Here is a 16,064-nt window from a genome sequence, read left to right on the forward strand (position 1 = left end):
TTCCGGCATGATGGGATCACCAGCGCGCCACCACGCGCGCCGTCGCGGCGCCGAGCGCCGCGAGGCCGCCGATCGCCAGCAGGTACCAGGTGGCGACGAACAGCGGTGAATCGTCCGGGCAGTAGGCCGCGTAGACGGTCGCGGCGATCGCTCCGGCCAGCAGGCCCGCCGCGATCCCGGAGAGCGCCGGATGGGCGGGCGCGGCGCGGCGGAGGGCGAGAACGAAAAGCCCGAGCGGCCCGATCCCCATCAGCGACACGTTGACGAGGCACGCGACGCTGTTGCTGCCGACGAGGCTCCGCGTGACCGCGTCTGCCGGCAGGGCGGCGAGTTCGAACGCCACGCACGAAAGCACCACGACGGCCGGCACGGCGAGAACGAGCAGCCTGCGCCGATGCACGCCTTCCGGATAGGCGCTTTCGCGGAGCACCGCATAGGCGGCTCCAGCCAGGGACAGCGTCACGGCGAACTTCAACAGGAAGCGGATTTCGCCGACCGCGCCGGCGATGTCGGGCCTGATCTTGCCGACGAGGACCGCGAAGACCACCACGGCCAGGAGGGTCCCCGCCAGCGCGGCGGGCAGGATCGTCGGAGCGGGGCGCCGGGCGCTCCGCTTCGCATCGGCCGTCAGGCTCGCGATCAGGTCTTCGGTCCTCACGACGCACCTCCAACCAGCGCGCGGATGCGAGCAAGAGCCCGGTGGAAGGCGACGCGCACGGCGACCTCCGTCGTGCCGAGCCGCGATGCCGTCTCGCGGATGCTCCTGCCCTCGATCGTGAGGGCGCTCACCACCAGGCGCTGGCCGCGGGGCAGTGAAACGAGAGCGGCGTCGATCAGGTCCCGCGGACAGGTCTCGTCGTCGGAGGGCGCCGCCAGGACATCCACGACGTCGTCGATGTCCACCGTCCCGCGGGATCCTCGCCGGCGCATCTGGTCCACCATCTTGTGTCGGGCGATGGCGCCGATCCAGGGCCCGATCGGGCGGTCCCGGCGCCAGGTGTGGCGCTTGGCGTGGATGGCGAGGATCGTCTCCTGCACGATGTCCTCCAGGTCGCTCGGATCCGCCAGACGGAGCTTCCAGCGGGCGAGCGCGCGCACGTGCCCGGCGACGCGCTCCAGAAAGGCGCGGTAGGCCCGCTCGTCGCCGTCGAGGGCCCGGGTCATGAGATCCGCGAGCTCGCATTCGTCCCGCACCTGCCGCGCTCTCCTTGAAGCGTTGTTCGGGCGGCACCGCCCCTTGCGACCGTCGGCAGTTAAGCGGAGGTCGCGTTCAGAAGCACATCACGAAACTGTGGCGGCGGACGTGAGGTAACAAACCGGGAAGCAGCGCGAAGGATGAGCGCCGGACGATCCGGTCCAACCGGAACCCGGACCTGAACAGCGAAGGAGCGCTCCATGAACCGACGTACCGCCACGCTTGCCCTTGCCGGATCCCTCGCCGCCGCCATGACCGGCTTTGCCGAACGCGCGGCCCTTGCCGACGACGCCCAGGAAAAGTGCTTCGGCGTGGCCCTCAAGGGCCAGAACGACTGCGCCGCCGGTCCCGGCACGACCTGCGCCGGAACCTCCACCGTCGACTACCAGGGCAACGCCTGGAAGCTCGTCCCCAAGGGCACCTGCACGACCATGGAGCTTCCCGGGGACCGGACCGGCGCCCTGGCGGCGCTCGACCGCGACCTGCCGAAGTCCTGAGGCCGCCGGCCGCGGCTCGACGGGCCGCGGCCCACTCCCCGCCTGCCGTTCGAGGTCACCATGACCGCCACCGTCTCCCTCCCGCCGCGTTCGGGTCTCGGCCTGAAGCCGGAGCATTGCCGCGCCATCCTGGCCGAGACGCCGGACGTCGGCTTCTTCGAGGTCCATGCCGAAAACTACATGGGCGCTGGCGGCCCGCCCCACCGCTGGCTGACGGCCATCCGCGAACGCTACCCGCTCTCCATCCATGGCGTCGGCCTCTCGATCGGCGGCGGCGCCCCTCTCGACCGGGACCACCTGGCGCGCCTGAGACGTCTCGTCGACCGCTACGAGCCGGAGAGCTTTTCCGAACACCTCGCCTGGTCGACGCACGACGGCGTCTTCCTCAACGACCTCCTGCCGCTTCCCTACACGGACGCGACCCTCGCCGACGTGGTCCGCCACATCGACCAGGTCCAGGAGGCCCTCGGCCGACGCATGCTCCTGGAGAACCCGTCGAGCTATCTGGCCTTAGAGGAGAGCGCGTGGCCGGAGACCGACTTCCTCGGCGAGATCGCCGCGCGCACCGGATGCGGTCTCCTCCTCGACGTCAACAACGTCATGGTCTCCGCCGTCAACCTCGGCTACGACCCGGTCCTCTACCTCGAACGGTTTCCGATGCGGCATGTGGGCGAGATCCACCTCGCCGGCTACGACGAGACGGCCGATGCGGACGGCGCGCGTCTTCTGATCGACTCGCACGCAAGCCGCGTGCGGCCCGACGTCTGGGGCCTCTACGGCCATGCCCTCCGGCTGACTGGACCGGTGGCGACGCTGGTGGAGTGGGACAACGACGTCCCGCCGCTGTCCGAACTCCTCGCCGAGGCCGCCGTCGTGGACCGCAAACTGTGCGAGGCTTCCGCCCGGAGGGTCGCGTGACGTCCTGGTCCGGTCGGTCCGCCTTCGCCGGCGCGCTCGCGGATCCCGACGGACCGGTACCCGCCGGCATTCTCCGCGGGTCCTCGGAGGCGGCGCAGTCGCGCTTCGCGGTCTATCGCAACAACGTCGCCTCCGGCCTCGTCGGCGCTCTCGCGAGCCGCTTCCCGGTGACGGCCGCCATCGTCGGCGACGCCTTCTTCAGGGCGATGGCGTCCCGTTTCGTCGACGGATGCAAACCCACCTCGCCCCTCCTGATGACCTGGGGCGACGAATTCCCCGCCTTCATGGAGACCCTGCCGGCCGCCGCGGCGCTTGCCTATCTGGCCGACGTCGCGCGCCTGGAAGTCGCCGTGTCGGCGGCCTACCACGCCGCCGAGGCGCCGCCGCTCCCGGTTCCGGCTCTCGCCGGGATCGAGGCGGCCGCCCTGGCCGAGGCCCGACTGGTCGCCCATCCGGCGGCGCGGCTCTTGCGTTCGCCCCATCCGGTGGGGTCGATCTGGTCCGCGCACCAGCCGGGCGGCTCCCCGGCCGACGTGGCGTTCCGTGCCGAGACGGTGCTCGTGACGCGGCCCGGCGCGGAGATCCGCCTCTCTCTTCTGACCCCGGCCGAAGCGGCCTTCGCGGCGGCGCTTCTCGCCTCGAAACCGCTCGGCGAAGCCGCCGCCCTCGGCGTCGCCGCCGACGGGTGCTTCGACTTCGGGCAGTCCCTCGTCGCCGCCGTCGCCGGCGGCGCCTTCACCGCGATCACCCTGAAAGGCCCTGACCCATGACCGAGATCACCGTCCGGAAATCCACGCCCGCCCGGACAGCGCTGGCGGTCCTCCTCCGCGCCGATGCGCTCCTCGCCCGCTGCCCGCGGTCGATCCCGCTCTTCGCCCTGCGGATCGCCCTCGCGGTGCCCTTCTTCAACTCCGGGCTCACCAAGTGGGATGGCTTCCAGCTCTCCGCCGGGGCCCGTTACCTCTTCACCGAGGAGTTCCGCCTCCATATCCTCGGCGACACGTTTCCCTATCCGGCTCCCATCCTGATGGCCTATGGGGCTGCCATCGGCGAGATCGTGCTGCCCATCCTGCTCGTCCTCGGACTCGGAACGCGGCTGGCGGCGCTCGGCATCCTGGCGATGACGGCGGTGATCCAGCTCACCATTCCGGATGGATGGGCGAACTTCCACCTGCCCTGGGCGGCCATGGCCCTCGCGCTGCTCGCCTTCGGTGGCGGCCAGGCCAGCATCGACCACGCGATCCTGCGGCCGACCGACCGACGGTGACCGATCAGCCGGCGGCACGGCTGAAGGGGCCACGCCGGGAGGTCGGACCAGGGCGTCTGCCGGTCGCGGGCTGCGGGCGAGGCGGATGGCGTGGAGGGGGACGCGGCGATCCGGTGCGGCGCGCGGATCCCCTCCCTGTCGACAGGTCCGGCAGGCGCTTCGGCGGTCCCTGGAGGCGGTGGCTCGGTGGACCGGGACCGTGATCGGCTCGGACCGGGCGACCGGACGGCTCGGGCCGGACAGGATCCCTCCCCGGCCTGCCCCCGGCCCGCCAGCCCGGCATTGCCGACCGGGCGGCGCTCGTCACGGCGCGCCGCCCGTTTCACCTCGCCGTCAGCCCTTGTGGTGCACCGGCTGAAGCCCGTAGACCGGCGTCGGGATGCCTTCCATGCGCGCCTTCAGCTGCAGCGACAGATACTGGGAGTAGTGGCGCGACTGGTGCAGGTTGCCGCCGTGGAACCAGAGCCCCTCCTGCTGGGTGGGCTTCCACATGTTGCGCTGCTCGCCCTCCCACGGACCCGGGTCCTTCGGGGTGTCGGAGCCGAGCCCCCAGACCTTGCCGACCTTGTCGGCGGTCTCACGGTCCACGAGGTCGGCCACCCAGCCGTTCATGGAGCCATAGCCGGTGGCGTAGACGATCACGTCGGCGGGGATCTCCTGGCCGGTGTCGAGCTTCACGCCCGTCTCGGTGATCTCCTCCACCTGGCCGCCGACCAGCTTGATCTTGCCGTCGATGATGAGCTGGCTCGCCCCGATGTCGATGTAGTAGCCCGACCCGCGGCGCAGGTATTTCATGAAGAGGCCGCTGTCGTCGGCGCCGAAGTCGAGCCGGAAGCCGGCCTTCTCCAGGGCGGCGTAGAAGTCGGCGTCGATCTCGCGAATCTTGTCGTACACCGGCTTCTGGAAGGTGTGCATGATCCGATAGGGCAAGGACGCGAAGATGAGATCCGCCTTGGCGGTGGTCATGCCGGACTGGACGGCCCGTTCCGAGTAAAGGTCGCCGAGGCCGATCTCCATGAGCGGATCGGACCGGACGATGTGGGTGGACGAGCGCTGCACCATGGTGACGTCGACGCCGTTCTCCCACAGGGCGGCGCAGATGTCGTGGGCCGAATTGTTGGACCCGATCACCACCACCTTCTTGTCCTTGTAGCGGTCCGGTCCGGGATGCTGGGACGAATGGTGCTGCTCGCCCTTGAACCGGTCCATGCCCTTGAACGACGGGATGTTGGGCTTACCGGACATGCCGGTGGCGAAGACGAGCTGCTTGGGCTTGAGGACGATCTCCCGGCCGTCCCGCTCCACCACCACGGTCCATTCCTTGGCGGCGTCGTCCCAGGTCGCGCTCTTGGCGGTGGTGCTGGTCCAGTAGTTCAGCTCCATCACCTTGGTGTACATCTCCAGCCAGTCGCCGATCTTGTCCTTCGGGGCGAACACGGGCCAGGTCTTCGGGAAGTCGATGTACGGCAGGTGGTCGTACCAGACCGGATCGTGCAGGCAGAGCGACTTGTAGCGCTTGCGCCAGCTGTCGCCCGGGCGCTCGTTGCGCTCCACGATGATGGTCGGCACGCCGAGCTGGCGCAGGCGCGCCCCGAGGGCGATGCCGCCCTGGCCGCCGCCGATGATCAGCACATAGGGCTGGCGCGCGAAGCCGAGCGTGGCGGCCTCCTCCTCGCGCTCCTCCTTCCAGGTCTTCGCGCCGGCGTTGACGCCGTGCCTGGCACCGAGCGGACGGGTGAAGCCGGCCTTCTCCTCGTGGCCCTTCAGCTCCACCATGGTGGTGAGCAGGGTCCAGATCAGACCGTCCTTCAGCCGAATGAGGCCATAGCCGCGGGCCACCTCGGTCTCGAACGCGATCCAGGCCTCCGTGACGCCGCCGGCCTCCGTCGCCTCGGTGCCCTCGGCCACGTGCCAGCCGCGCGGCTTCACCGACGCGAGGCAACTGGCGAGGAGGTCGCGGACCTCGTCGCGGCCCTCCACGGTCTTGATGTTCCAGGTGAAGGCGACGAGGTCGCGCCAGTAGCATTCGGCCGCGAACAGGCTGACCGCCTTGTCGATGTCGGCCGCCTCCAGGGCGGCGCCGAAGCGCTCCAGGAACGCGTTCACGCGGGACGTGGGCGTGGTGTCGAGCATGGGTCTCCTCCCGATGGTTTCTTGGCGGCGGCTCCTCCAAGCCGCCTCGCCGGGGAGGATGGCAACGGCCGTGCCAAACGGGGCCGGCCGGAATTCCCTTGTCTTTCAGGGCTCGGAGCCGCCTTTGCGCGGATCGGGCCGTGGCGCGCGCAACGGCGGGCGCCACACCTGTGGCGCCACGGTCAGGACGCCCGGGCCTTGCGCAGGCGGCGGTGGACGGTGGTGCGGTCGACGCCGAGGCGGCGGGCGAGCTCCGAGACGTTGCCCCCGCAGGCGGCGAGCTGGGCGAGGAGGCCGTCCGCACGCGGCGGAGCGGGCGACGCCGACGGCCCGAGACCCTGCAGGCGGTCCGGCAGAACGGCGACGGTGATCTCCGCCTCGTCGGAGAGCGCGGCCGCGACCCGGAGCGCGTTGGCGAGTTCGCGCAGGTTGCCGGGCCAGGCATGGGCCTTCAGCGCCCGCATGGCGGCCGGCGACAGGTGGTGGGCCTCGCCGGTCTCCCGGTCGATGCGGGCGAGCACGTGCCCGGCGAGGCGTTCGAAGTCCAGCCGCTCGCGCAGCGGCGGCAGGCGAAGGGTGGCGGCGGCGAGACGGAAGTAGAGGTCCTCGCGGAAGCGGCCGTCGGCCACCAGGAGCTCCAGCGCGTGGTGGGAGGCGGAGATGAGGCGCAGCTTCACCGGCACCGGCTTGTGCGCGCCGACCGGCACCACCTCCCCTTCCGACAGGACGCGCAGGAGCCGGCTCTGGAGCGCCAGCGGCATGTCGCCGATCTCGTCCAGGAACAGCGTGCCGCCGTCCGCCGCCTCGATCAGCCCCGTGCGGCCCCGGGGGGCGGCGCCCGTGAAGGCGCCGGGGGCGTAGCCGAACAGCTCCGCCTCGATCAGGTGTTCAGGGATGGCGGCGCAGTTGACCGCCACGAAGCGGCCGGGGCTCGGCCGGCTGTCGTGGATGGCGCGGGCGAGATATTCCTTGCCGCTGCCGGTCTCGCCCTGGATCAGGATCGGGATGTCGCGGGCGGCGAGCCTCGCCGCCTTGGCCTGGACCGCCTCCATGGCCGGGTCGCCGAAGCTGAGGTCGCGCAGCGCCTTCGGCATCGCCGGCCGGGAGGCCGGCAGGCCGCGGAAGCTCGCCACCGGGGCGACGGCGCTGGCGAACAGGGCGAGGCCGGACCGGGTGCGGACGAGCCGCTCCCGGTCAGGCCGCCCGCGCATCAGGCGCGGCAGCTCGTTGACGTCGAGCTGAAGGAAGCGGTCCACCGGCTGGCCGACGAGGGCCGGCGTCTTCTGGCCGTCGATGCCGAGGAAGCCGGCGAGCGCCCGGAAGCCGCCGTGGGTCATGCCGGTGATGCGGCCGGAGCCGTCGAGCGAGAGCGCGCAGTCCGGGTCCACGTCGAGGAAGTCCGGCGAGCGGGACAGGCGGAGCACCCAGTCGTTGCGGGTGCGCGCCATCAGGTTGGCGAGCTCGATCCGCCGGGCGGTGGCCGAGACGAGGTGCAGCGCCAGCTTCTGGCTGGCCTTGGCGGTCGGCGAGCGGAGCTGGGAGATGTCCAGCACGGCGGTCAGGTCGCCGAGGGTGTCGAAGATGGGGGCGGCCGTGCAGGTGAGGCCGATGTGGCTGGTGTCGAAATGGTCGTCCTGGTGGATGATCACCGGCTCGCCGGACACGATGCAGGCGCCGACCGCGCAGGTGCCGGCGCGCTGTTCCGACCACTCCGACCCGAGGTAGAGGCCCGCCTTGCGCAGCTGGTTGTCGAAGGTCGGGTCGCCCATGAAGTCGACCGTGACGCCCCGCGCGTCGGAGAGGAGCAGCACGTAGTTCTGGCCGGCCACGTGGCCGAACAGGCCCTCTAGTCCCGACCGGCCGATGCGGATCAGCTCCTCGGCCTGCTCGCGGTGCTCCTTCAGGGTCGTCTCCGGCACGATATAGGCCTCCTGGCCCCGCGCCGGATCGAGCTGGTAGTCGTTGATGCAGCGCAGCCACGATTGCACCACCGGCGCGTCGCGCCGGCCGCGGTCGCCCATGGCGACGCGCGCGATCTCCTCGACGTGCGAACGGGTCGACACCATCGCGCAATCCTCCCGGGGCGAAGCTTGTCACCTGGAGGGCGCGGCCGCAAATACCAATCGCGATCGTGGATCCATCCCGCACGGGCGCGGTCGACGCGGCTCACTCCGCGACCAGATGCCCCCCGCCGACATCGACGAGGCGAACCCGGGCGGGACCGCCGCCGACCGGGTGGACCGGGCTCGGCACCTCGCCCGCGAGGCGCACCGTGGGGGCGCGCACATGGGCCGGGTCGGGCACCGGGACCGCCTCGATCAGCCGGCGGGTGTAGGGATGGCGCGGGTCGCCGAACACCTGGGCGCGGGTGCCGAGTTCCACGATCTGCCCGAGATACATCACCGCCACCCGATCGGAGATGTTCTCGACCACCGCCATGTCGTGGCTGATGAACAGGATGGCGATGCCGAACTCGGTCTGCAGCGCCCGGAGCAGATCGAGCACCCGGGCCTGGACGGAGACGTCGAGCGCGGAGACGGACTCGTCGGCGATGATCAGGTCCGGCTTCAGCGCGAGGGCGCGCGCGATGCAGATCCGCTGGCGCTGGCCGCCGGAGAATTCGTGCGGGTAGCGGTCGATCTGGTCGGCGGACAGGCCGACGTGCCGGAAGAGGTCGGCGACCCGGGCCCGCCGCTCGGCGGGCGAGCCGATCCGGTGGATCACGAGCGGTTCGGCGACGAGATCCCCGACGGTCATGCGCGGGTCGAGCGCGGCCATCGGATCCTGGAAGACGATCTGGACCCGTCGGCGCAGGGCCTTCTGGTCGGCCGGCCGGAGGTCGGCGAAGGCCGTGCCGGCGATCTCGATCCGGCCCTGGTGCGGCACGAGGCCGACGACCGCGCGGGCGATGGAGGACTTGCCGCAGCCGGATTCGCCCACGAGCGAGAAGGTCTCGCCGCGGCGGACGTCGAAACTCACGTGTTCGACCGCGTGGACCTGGCGGGTGACCCGGCCGAACAGGCCGGAGCGGACGGGGAAGCGCACGACCACGTCGTCGAGCCGGGCGACCGGCTCGCCGATGGCGGACGAGCGCGGCTTGCCGCGGCCGATCCGCGGCACGGCGGCGAGGAGGTCGCGGGTGTAGTCGGCGGCCGGCCGCTCGAACACGTCCAGGGTCGACGCGGTCTCGACCATCCTGCCGTGGCGCATCACCACCACGCGGCCGGCCATCTCGGCGACGACGCCCATGTCGTGGGTGATCAGGATGATGGCGGTGCCGAGGTCGCGCTGGAGGTCGCGCAAGAGGTCCAGCACCTCGCGCTGGACGGTCACGTCGAGCGCGGTCGTCGGCTCGTCGGCGATCAGCACCTCCGGCCGGAGGGCGAGCGCCATGGCGATCATGACGCGCTGGCGCATGCCGCCGGAGAGTTCGTGCGGATACTGGTCGAGGCGCTGCTCGGGCTGGGTGAGCCGGACCGCCTTCAGGGCCTCCAGGGCGCGGGTCCGCGCCGCGCCGCGCGAGACCGGCTCGTGGGCGCGGATCGCCTCGACGAGCTGGGCCCCGACGGTCAGCACCGGGTTCAGCGACGTCATCGGCTCCTGGAAGATCATGGCGACCCGGTCGCCGCGCAAGGACCGCATCCGGCCCTCCGGCAGGGACAGGAGGTCGGTGTCCTTCAGCCGGATGGTACCGCCGGTGACCCGGACGGCGGGCGGCAGGAGGCCCATGACGGCGAGCGAGGTGATCGACTTGCCCGAGCCGCTTTCGCCGGCGATCGCTAGCGTCTCGCCGCGCCTCAGCGCGAAGGAGAGGCCGTCGACGAGCGTCGTCTCGCCCGCGTCCGTCCGGACCGAGACCCGCAGGCCCTCGACGGCGAGGACCGTGGTGTCGTCCGGGGCCGTGGTCCCGGACGTGATCGTGGAAAGGGCGGTCATTCGAAGACGCACCGGGGGAAGTAGAAGCTGACCACCCAGTTCGGCATGTCGACGATCTCCGAGATGCGCAGGTCGCCGCAGGTGGACACCAGCATGTAGGCGTCGACCGGGTTCATGTTCCGCGTGGCGGCCAGGAAGTCGACCATGGCCGACACCGCGTCGCGGGCGGCGGTCATCAGGTCGGGCCCGATGCCGGTGGTGACCTCGTAGCCCTTGGCGTCGAGGTGACGGGTCACCGGACCCGGCGTCGTGAAGCGCGGCGTCCTCAGGTTGGCGCCCTTCACGAGGTCGAGCGTGAGGACGACGTCCATCGGGCTTTCGATCGCGGTGCCGCAGACCTCGCCGTCGCCCTGGGCGGCGTGGGTGTCGCCCACGCTGAACAGCGCGCCGGCCACCTCCACCGGCAGGTAGAGGGTGGTTCCGGCCGCGAGGTCGCGGATGTCGAGGTTGCCGCCGACCCGCCGGGGCGGGACGACCGAGTGGTGGCCCGGCTCCTTGAGCGCGTTGCCGATGGTGCCGGCGAAGGGCTTCAGCGGCACGCGGCCGTGGGCGCCGAACATGGCCGGCTCCAGGGTCGCGGGGTCGTACGTCCAGAGGTGCAGCGCCGGCTCGGTGAACTGGTCGGCGAGCAGCCCGAAGCCCGGAATGTTCGCCGTCCAGCCGAAGCCCGACGGCGCGAAGCTCTCGATCGTCACCTTGAGGGCGTCGCCCGGCTCCGCGCCCTCCACATGGATCGGCCCGGAGACCGGGTTGACCATGCCGAAATCGAGCGTCCGCACGTCCTCCACGGTGGACGACGGGCCGAGTTGGCCCGCCGAACTGTCACGGCAGTGGAACAGGATGGTGGACCCGGGCTCGACCCGCTCGGCCGGGACAAGCGAGTTGTCCCAGCCGAAGTGGCTCTGGTGTCCGTGGATCGTGTAGTTGCAGTGTTTGCACATGGTCACTTCACGTAGACGTAGTCGTAGTTGACCGGGATCGACACCGGGTCGACGTAGAGGGCGTCGGCGCCGCCCATCCGCTCCGACTTCATGGTGTAGCGCTGCTCGTTGAACACCGGCACCCAGGGAGCGTCCTCCATGACGCCCATGTAGACGTCCGACCAGAGCTTCATCCGCTCCTCGGTCTTCGCCGGATCGGTGATGCTGTCGGCCTCCGTCGCCTTGGCGTCGAGCGCCTTGTTGCAGTATTTCGCCCAGTTCCAGCCGCCTTCGGCCGCGCCGGAGCAGCCGAGGATCGGGCCGTAGAAGTTGGACGGATCGGGGAAGTCCGCGATCCAGGCCATGCCGCCCGACCAGATCATCGGCGCGGTGCCGGCGCCGCCGGCTTCGATGACGTTCGCCTGGGCGAGCGACTGGATCGACGCCTTGACGCCGATCGCCGCCAGATCCTGCTGGATCGCCTGGGCGATGCGCGGGTTCGGGTCGGTGTTCATGACGAAGAGCTCGGTCTCGAAGCCGTCGGCGAGGCCGGCGTCGGCGAGGAGCTTCTTGGCGCCCTCCACGTCGAAGGGGTAGCCGGCGTAGCCCTCGGTGTAGCCCGGCATCGACGGCGGCAGCGGCTGGGTCGCCGGCTTGGCGCGGCCGTTGATGATCTGGGTGATGCGCTCCTTGTTGATGGCCATGTTGATGGCCTTGCGCACCTCGGGCTTGTCGAGCGGCGGGACGGTGACGTTGAGCGTGATGTAGCCGGTGTGAAGCTGGCCGCCCTCCACCACCCGGGCCGCCTGGGCCGGGTCGCCCATCACCTCGACGAACTTCGCCGGCGGGATGCCGTCGCCCGGCACGTCGACCTCGCCCTTCTGGAGGCGCAGGAGGGCCACGATGGGCTCCTGGCCGACCTCGAACACGATGCTGTCCAGATAGGGCACGCCCTCGCGCCAGTAGTCGGCGTTCTTCTCGAACACGAGCTTCTGGCCGAGGGTCCATTCGGCGAGCTTGTACGCGCCGGTGCCGACCGGCTGCTTGCCGAAGTCGCCGCCCGCCGCTTCGACGGCCTCCCGGGGCACCACCGAGGCGAAGTTCAGCGCCATCACGTGCAGGAAGGTGGCGTCCGGGCGGGAGAGCTCGACCCGGACGGTGAGCGGGTCGACGACGGTGACGCCGGCGAGGCTCGTCGCGGAGCCGTCCATCATCTGGTCGTAGCCCTTGATGGACGCGAAGAACCCGGCGCCGGGCGACTGGGTGGCCGGGCTCGTGACGCGGTCGAGCGAATACTTGACGTCCTCGGCGGTCATCTCGCGGCCGTTGTGGAATTTCACCCCCGGGCGCAGCTTGAAGGTGAAGGTCGTGCCGTCCGGCGAGATCTCGTAGGAGTCCGCAAGGCCCGGCCGCAGCTCGGTGGTGCCGGGGACGTAGTCCATCAGGCCGTCGAAGATGGACTTGATCATCGACCAGTTCTGCCAGTCGTAGCCGATCGCCGGGTCGAGCGTGGCGACGTCGTCCTTGTAGGTGATGGTGATCGAGCCGCCGGGCTTGGCGTTCGGATCCGGCTGGTAGTCCGCCGCGACCGCCGGCGAGGCGAGCGACAGGGCGAGAGCCGTGGAAACGAGCCATTTTGTCATTGGTCTTCTCCTCTGGACAGACGGGCGGGATCCCCTCACCGCAGGCGGATGCGGGGATCGATCAAGGGGGCGACGAGATCGGCGACGAGGTTGCCGAGGACGATGGCGCAGGCGGAGACGAGGGTCACACCCATGATGATCGGGATGTCGACCCGCTGGATCGCCTGCCAGGCGAGCTGGCCGATGCCGGGCCAGCCGAACACGCTCTCCACCACCACGATGCCGCCCATGAAGATGCCGATGTCGATGCCGATCATGGCGATCACCGGCAGGATGGCGTTCGGGACGGCGTGGCGGAGCACGACGCGCGTCCGCGACAGGCCCTTGGCACGGGCGGTGCGGATGTAGTCGGCGCGCAGCACGTCGATCATCGACGAGCGCATCATGCGCGAATACCAGCCGGACCCGATGATGCCGAGCGTGACCGCCGGCAGCACCAGATGGGCGAAGGTGCCGTAGCCACCGATCGGGAACCAGCCGAGCTGGACCGCGAACACGTAGAGAAGCAGCAGGCTGACCACGAACTGGGGCGCCGAGACGGTGACGAACGACGTCATCATCAGCACCTGGTCGGTCGCGCGGCCGCGCAGGAGCGCCGCCGCGATGCCCATGCCGAGCCCCAGGACGAGCTCGCACACGATGCCGCCGGCCATCAGCTGGAGCGTCGCCGGTAGCCTGGAGGCGATCAGGGACGCCACCTCGGTTTTCTGGAGATAGCTGCGGCCGAGATCGCCCTGCAGCAGCCCGGTGAGGTAGTGCCAGTATTGGACGAGGAAGGGCTGGTCGAGACCGAGCTGGCGGCGGATGCTCTCCACGGTGGCGGCGGTCGCCGAGCGGCCGGCGATCTGGCGGACCGGATCCGCCGGCAGCACATAGAGCAGGAAGAAGGTGATGAAGCTGACGCCGAGCAGGATCAGCGCCGCCTGTCCCAGGCGACGGGCGAGATAGACCGCCATCACGCCCTCCCCCGCTGTGTGGGATCGAGCACGTCGCGCAGCGCGTCGCCGACGAGGTTGAAGGCGAGCGCGAGCAGCAGGATCGCGGCGCCCGGGATGAAGACCAGCCAGGGCGCGGCCTGGAAGTAGGTCTGGTTCTCGAAGATGATGTTGCCCCAACTGGGGGTCGGCGGCTGGACGCCGACGCCGAGGAAGGAGAGCGTCGCCTCCAGGAGCACGGTCGTGGAGATGCCGAGCGTGCCCCAGACGATGATGGTCGGCACCAGGTGCGGCAGGATGTGGCGCCACAGGATGCGCCCGGTGCCGGCGCCGAGCGTCTTTTCCGCCGCGATGAAGTCGCGCTCGGCGAGGGACGTGGTCTCGGTGTAGAGGATGCGCGCCGTCTGCACCCAGTTCACGAGCGCGATCACCATCGCGACGATCCAGAGCGAGGGCGAGAAGATCGCCGCGAGGCAGATCGCCAGGAGGAGAGCCGGAAAGGCCATCATCAGGTCCGTGAAGCGCATCAGCGCCGCCCCGACCGCCCCGCGGAACCAGCCGGCGGTGACGCCGACGAGCGTGCCGATCAGGAGCGCGAGCCCGTTGGCGACGACGCCGATGATCAGCGAGGTCTGCGCGCCGTAGAGCATGCGGGAGAGAAGGTCCCGCCCGAGGAGGTCCGTGCCGAGCGGGAAGGCCCCGCCCGGCGGCACCGGCGCGCCTTCCAGGGTCAGGCCGTCGAAATGCTGGGCGTTCGGATCGTAGGGCGCGAGCCAGGGCGCGAACACGGCGCCGGCGACCACGGCCACGATCAGGGCGAGCCCGAAGAGGGCGAGCTTGCGCCTGAGGAGCCGGACGAGCGCGCCGGCCGGCTTCGGGGCGGCGTCAGCCGCGACCACGTCGGTCATGCTCGCCCTCCTCGTCCGTGGTGCGCCCGACGATGCGGGCGGCGGCTTCCTCGAAGGTGATGCGCCAGGCCATGGCCATCTGGCGAAGCTGGGCGTAGGCGTCGGCTTCCGAACGACCGCGCGCCGCCAGCTTGCTGACCGCGAGCACGACGGTCTGGCGCTCGTCGAGCCGCCGGCGGAGGCCCGCGATCTCCGCCGCGAGGGCGCGCTCGGCGTCGAAGGCCGCGCGGGCGATCAGGAGGGCCGCGTAGGCGCCGTTGTCGCCGACGGGTTTCAGGAGATGAGCGTGGGCGCCGGTCTTCAGCGTCCACTCGATCCGGCCGGGAGCCTCCGAGCCGACGAGCGCGACCATGGGCATCGGCGGCGACCCCTCGGGCCAGGGGAACTGGCCCGCATGGCCCATGTCGGCATCGAAGAAGAGGAAGTCGGCGCCGAGGGCTTCGGGACCGAGCTCGCTCCAGACCGGCTCCACCTCCAGGCCGATCGCGGTCAGCTGGCGGGTGAGCGCCTGGACGGTCGGATGCGGGCGGTGGAGGATCAGCGCGCGGGCGCCGCCGAGGTTCTGGGTGCGGATGGGGCGTCTCATGAGACGACTCTCAAGGTGGGCTGGGCGGCGGCCGCGGAGCGCGATCGCGTGAGATACGGGTCGCCGGCCACCGAGCCGAGGTGCTGGAGGACGTGGAAGGCGCCGTCGCGCGCCTCGGCGATGATGACGGGCAGCGTCGTGTGGTGGGTTTCCGGGTCGATCACCCCGGCCCGGCCCTGGTCGCTCGCCAGAAGCCGGGTGAGGCTTTCCGTCTCCGCCCCGGGCCGGTGGGCGAGCAGGCGCGCGAGCTCCCGGACGGCCGCGAAGGCCGCCGCCTCGTGGGAGCTCCCGAAGCTGGCGCCTCCGGGCCAGCCGGACACGCCGCGGAAATAGGGCCCCGCCGCGACCAGCCCGCGGGCGTGGTCGCCGAGCGCGGGAAACTCGCACTCGGTCATGTTGCAGGAGAGGACCGGACAGGTCTCCGGCCGGAAGTGGGCGTCGGCGCGGCCGAGCTCGTGGTAGGCGGCCATGAAGGCGTAGGAGGACGGGCCGATCAGCGAGTTGAGAATGAAGTCGGGCCGGGAGAAGCGGACCTCCGCGATCATCCGGTCCACGTCCGGCGAGCCGATCGGCAGGTAGCGCTCCGCCAGGACCTCGCCGCTGGAGGACGTCAGGACCTCGCGGGCGAGCCGGTTCAGCTCCCAGCCCCAGATGTAGTTGGACGCCGCCAGGTAGGCCCGCCTGCCCCTAGACGTCATGGCCCAGTCGAGGAGCGGCAGCAGGTGCTGGTTCGGGCAGGCGTGGGTGTAGACCACGTGGTCGGAGGCCTCGAAGCCTTCGTAGGGGACCGCGTACCAGAGCGTGCCGCCGAACTTCTCCACGGTCGGGATCACCTCCTTGCGGCTCCAGGAGGTGACGCAGCCGACCACGTGCCGGGCCGAAGTCTCGCCGAGGATCTCGCCGCAGAGCGGGCCGTAGAGGTCCACGTTGCCGGCCGGGTCGCGCTCCACCGGGACGAGGTGGATGTCCAGGCGAGGGTCGGCGTTCACCATGGCGATGGCGGCCAGCGCGCCCGTCCGGCACGCCTCGGAGATGAGCGAGTAGCTCCCCGACCGCGAGTAGAGCAGTCCGACTTCGATCCGGCGTTTCATGCCGCCCCGTCGAGTGTTCGCGAAAAAAGAAAAAG

The 16,064-nt window shown here is 70.8% G+C and carries 15 protein-coding genes; 4 read left to right on the forward strand and 11 right to left on the reverse strand.

The annotated features are described in order from the left end of the window. Positions 1–16: 16 nt before the first annotated feature. Entirely contained in the window at positions 17–658 is a 642-nt protein-coding gene (locus HND91_RS02120) for an NrsF family protein (protein WP_181704857.1), read from the reverse strand. Continuing rightward, the gene (locus HND91_RS02125; protein WP_343057035.1) at positions 655–1,194 is read right to left on the reverse strand and encodes a sigma-70 family RNA polymerase sigma factor; all 540 of its coding nucleotides are present in this window, start codon (positions 1,192–1,194) and stop codon (positions 655–657) included. The genes HND91_RS02120 and HND91_RS02125 overlap by 4 nt, the downstream gene beginning before the upstream one ends. Before the next feature lie 201 nt (positions 1,195–1,395). Between HND91_RS02125 and HND91_RS02130 the strand changes: the two genes are divergently transcribed. The 4 genes from HND91_RS02130 to HND91_RS02145 are packed head-to-tail and all read left to right on the forward strand — an operon-like array spanning position 1,396 to position 3,877. Beyond that, positions 1,396–1,692, forward strand: a complete 297-nt coding sequence (locus HND91_RS02130) for a BufA1 family periplasmic bufferin-type metallophore (protein WP_181704858.1) — start codon at positions 1,396–1,398, stop codon at positions 1,690–1,692. Between the two features lie 60 nt (positions 1,693–1,752). Further along, a complete protein-coding gene (gene bufB / locus HND91_RS02135; protein ID WP_181704859.1) occupies positions 1,753–2,610 on the forward strand; it encodes an MNIO family bufferin maturase in 858 nt (285 codons plus the stop codon). Further along, positions 2,607–3,380, forward strand: a complete 774-nt coding sequence (locus tag HND91_RS02140) for an HvfC/BufC family peptide modification chaperone (RefSeq protein ID WP_181704860.1) — start codon at positions 2,607–2,609, stop codon at positions 3,378–3,380. Before bufB ends, HND91_RS02140 begins: the two co-directional genes overlap by 4 nt. After that, a complete protein-coding gene (locus HND91_RS02145) occupies positions 3,377–3,877 on the forward strand; it encodes a DoxX family protein (RefSeq protein ID WP_181704861.1) in 501 nt (166 codons plus the stop codon). Before HND91_RS02140 ends, HND91_RS02145 begins: the two co-directional genes overlap by 4 nt. Before the next feature lie 333 nt (positions 3,878–4,210). Here HND91_RS02145 and HND91_RS02150 read toward each other — a convergent pair whose 3' ends face one another. The 9 genes from HND91_RS02150 to HND91_RS02190 form a co-directional block, all read right to left on the reverse strand. Beyond that, positions 4,211–6,010, reverse strand: a complete 1,800-nt coding sequence (locus HND91_RS02150) for an NAD(P)/FAD-dependent oxidoreductase (RefSeq protein ID WP_181704862.1) — start codon at positions 6,008–6,010, stop codon at positions 4,211–4,213. 182 nt (positions 6,011–6,192) lie between these two features. Beyond that, on the reverse strand, positions 6,193–8,076 hold the full coding sequence (locus HND91_RS02155) for a sigma-54-dependent Fis family transcriptional regulator (RefSeq protein WP_181704863.1): 1,884 nt from the start codon (positions 8,074–8,076) through the stop codon (positions 6,193–6,195). A gap of 100 nt (positions 8,077–8,176) precedes the next feature. Next, entirely contained in the window at positions 8,177–9,946 is a 1,770-nt protein-coding gene (locus HND91_RS02160; RefSeq protein WP_181704864.1) for an ABC transporter ATP-binding protein, read from the reverse strand. After that, the gene (locus HND91_RS02165; RefSeq protein WP_181704865.1) at positions 9,943–10,887 is read right to left on the reverse strand and encodes an acetamidase/formamidase family protein; all 945 of its coding nucleotides are present in this window, start codon (positions 10,885–10,887) and stop codon (positions 9,943–9,945) included. The genes HND91_RS02160 and HND91_RS02165 overlap by 4 nt, the downstream gene beginning before the upstream one ends. Before the next feature lie 2 nt (positions 10,888–10,889). Then, complete coding sequence (locus HND91_RS02170) at positions 10,890–12,509, reverse strand: ABC transporter substrate-binding protein (RefSeq protein ID WP_181704866.1); 1,620 nt, start codon at positions 12,507–12,509, stop codon at positions 10,890–10,892. Positions 12,510–12,544: 35 nt separating this feature from the next. Further along, positions 12,545–13,465 (reverse strand): ABC transporter permease, encoded by a 921-nt coding sequence (locus tag HND91_RS02175; RefSeq protein ID WP_181704867.1) that lies wholly within the window; start codon positions 13,463–13,465, stop codon positions 12,545–12,547. Then, entirely contained in the window at positions 13,465–14,352 is an 888-nt protein-coding gene (locus HND91_RS02180) for an ABC transporter permease (protein ID WP_181704868.1), read from the reverse strand. Before HND91_RS02180 ends, HND91_RS02175 begins: the two co-directional genes overlap by 1 nt. Beyond that, positions 14,330–14,938: an ANTAR domain-containing response regulator gene (locus tag HND91_RS02185; protein ID WP_181704869.1), complete on the reverse strand. Its 609-nt coding sequence runs from the start codon at positions 14,936–14,938 to the stop codon at positions 14,330–14,332. Before HND91_RS02185 ends, HND91_RS02180 begins: the two co-directional genes overlap by 23 nt. Further along, positions 14,935–16,029, reverse strand: coding sequence for a transporter substrate-binding protein (locus tag HND91_RS02190; protein ID WP_181704870.1), 1,095 nt, complete (start codon positions 16,027–16,029; stop codon positions 14,935–14,937). Before HND91_RS02190 ends, HND91_RS02185 begins: the two co-directional genes overlap by 4 nt. Positions 16,030–16,064: the final 35 nt, after the last annotated feature.

Origin of the sequence: Chthonobacter rhizosphaerae (genome assembly GCF_013839525.1) — a bacterium.
GTDB lineage: Bacteria > Pseudomonadota > Alphaproteobacteria > Rhizobiales > Pleomorphomonadaceae > Chthonobacter > Chthonobacter rhizosphaerae.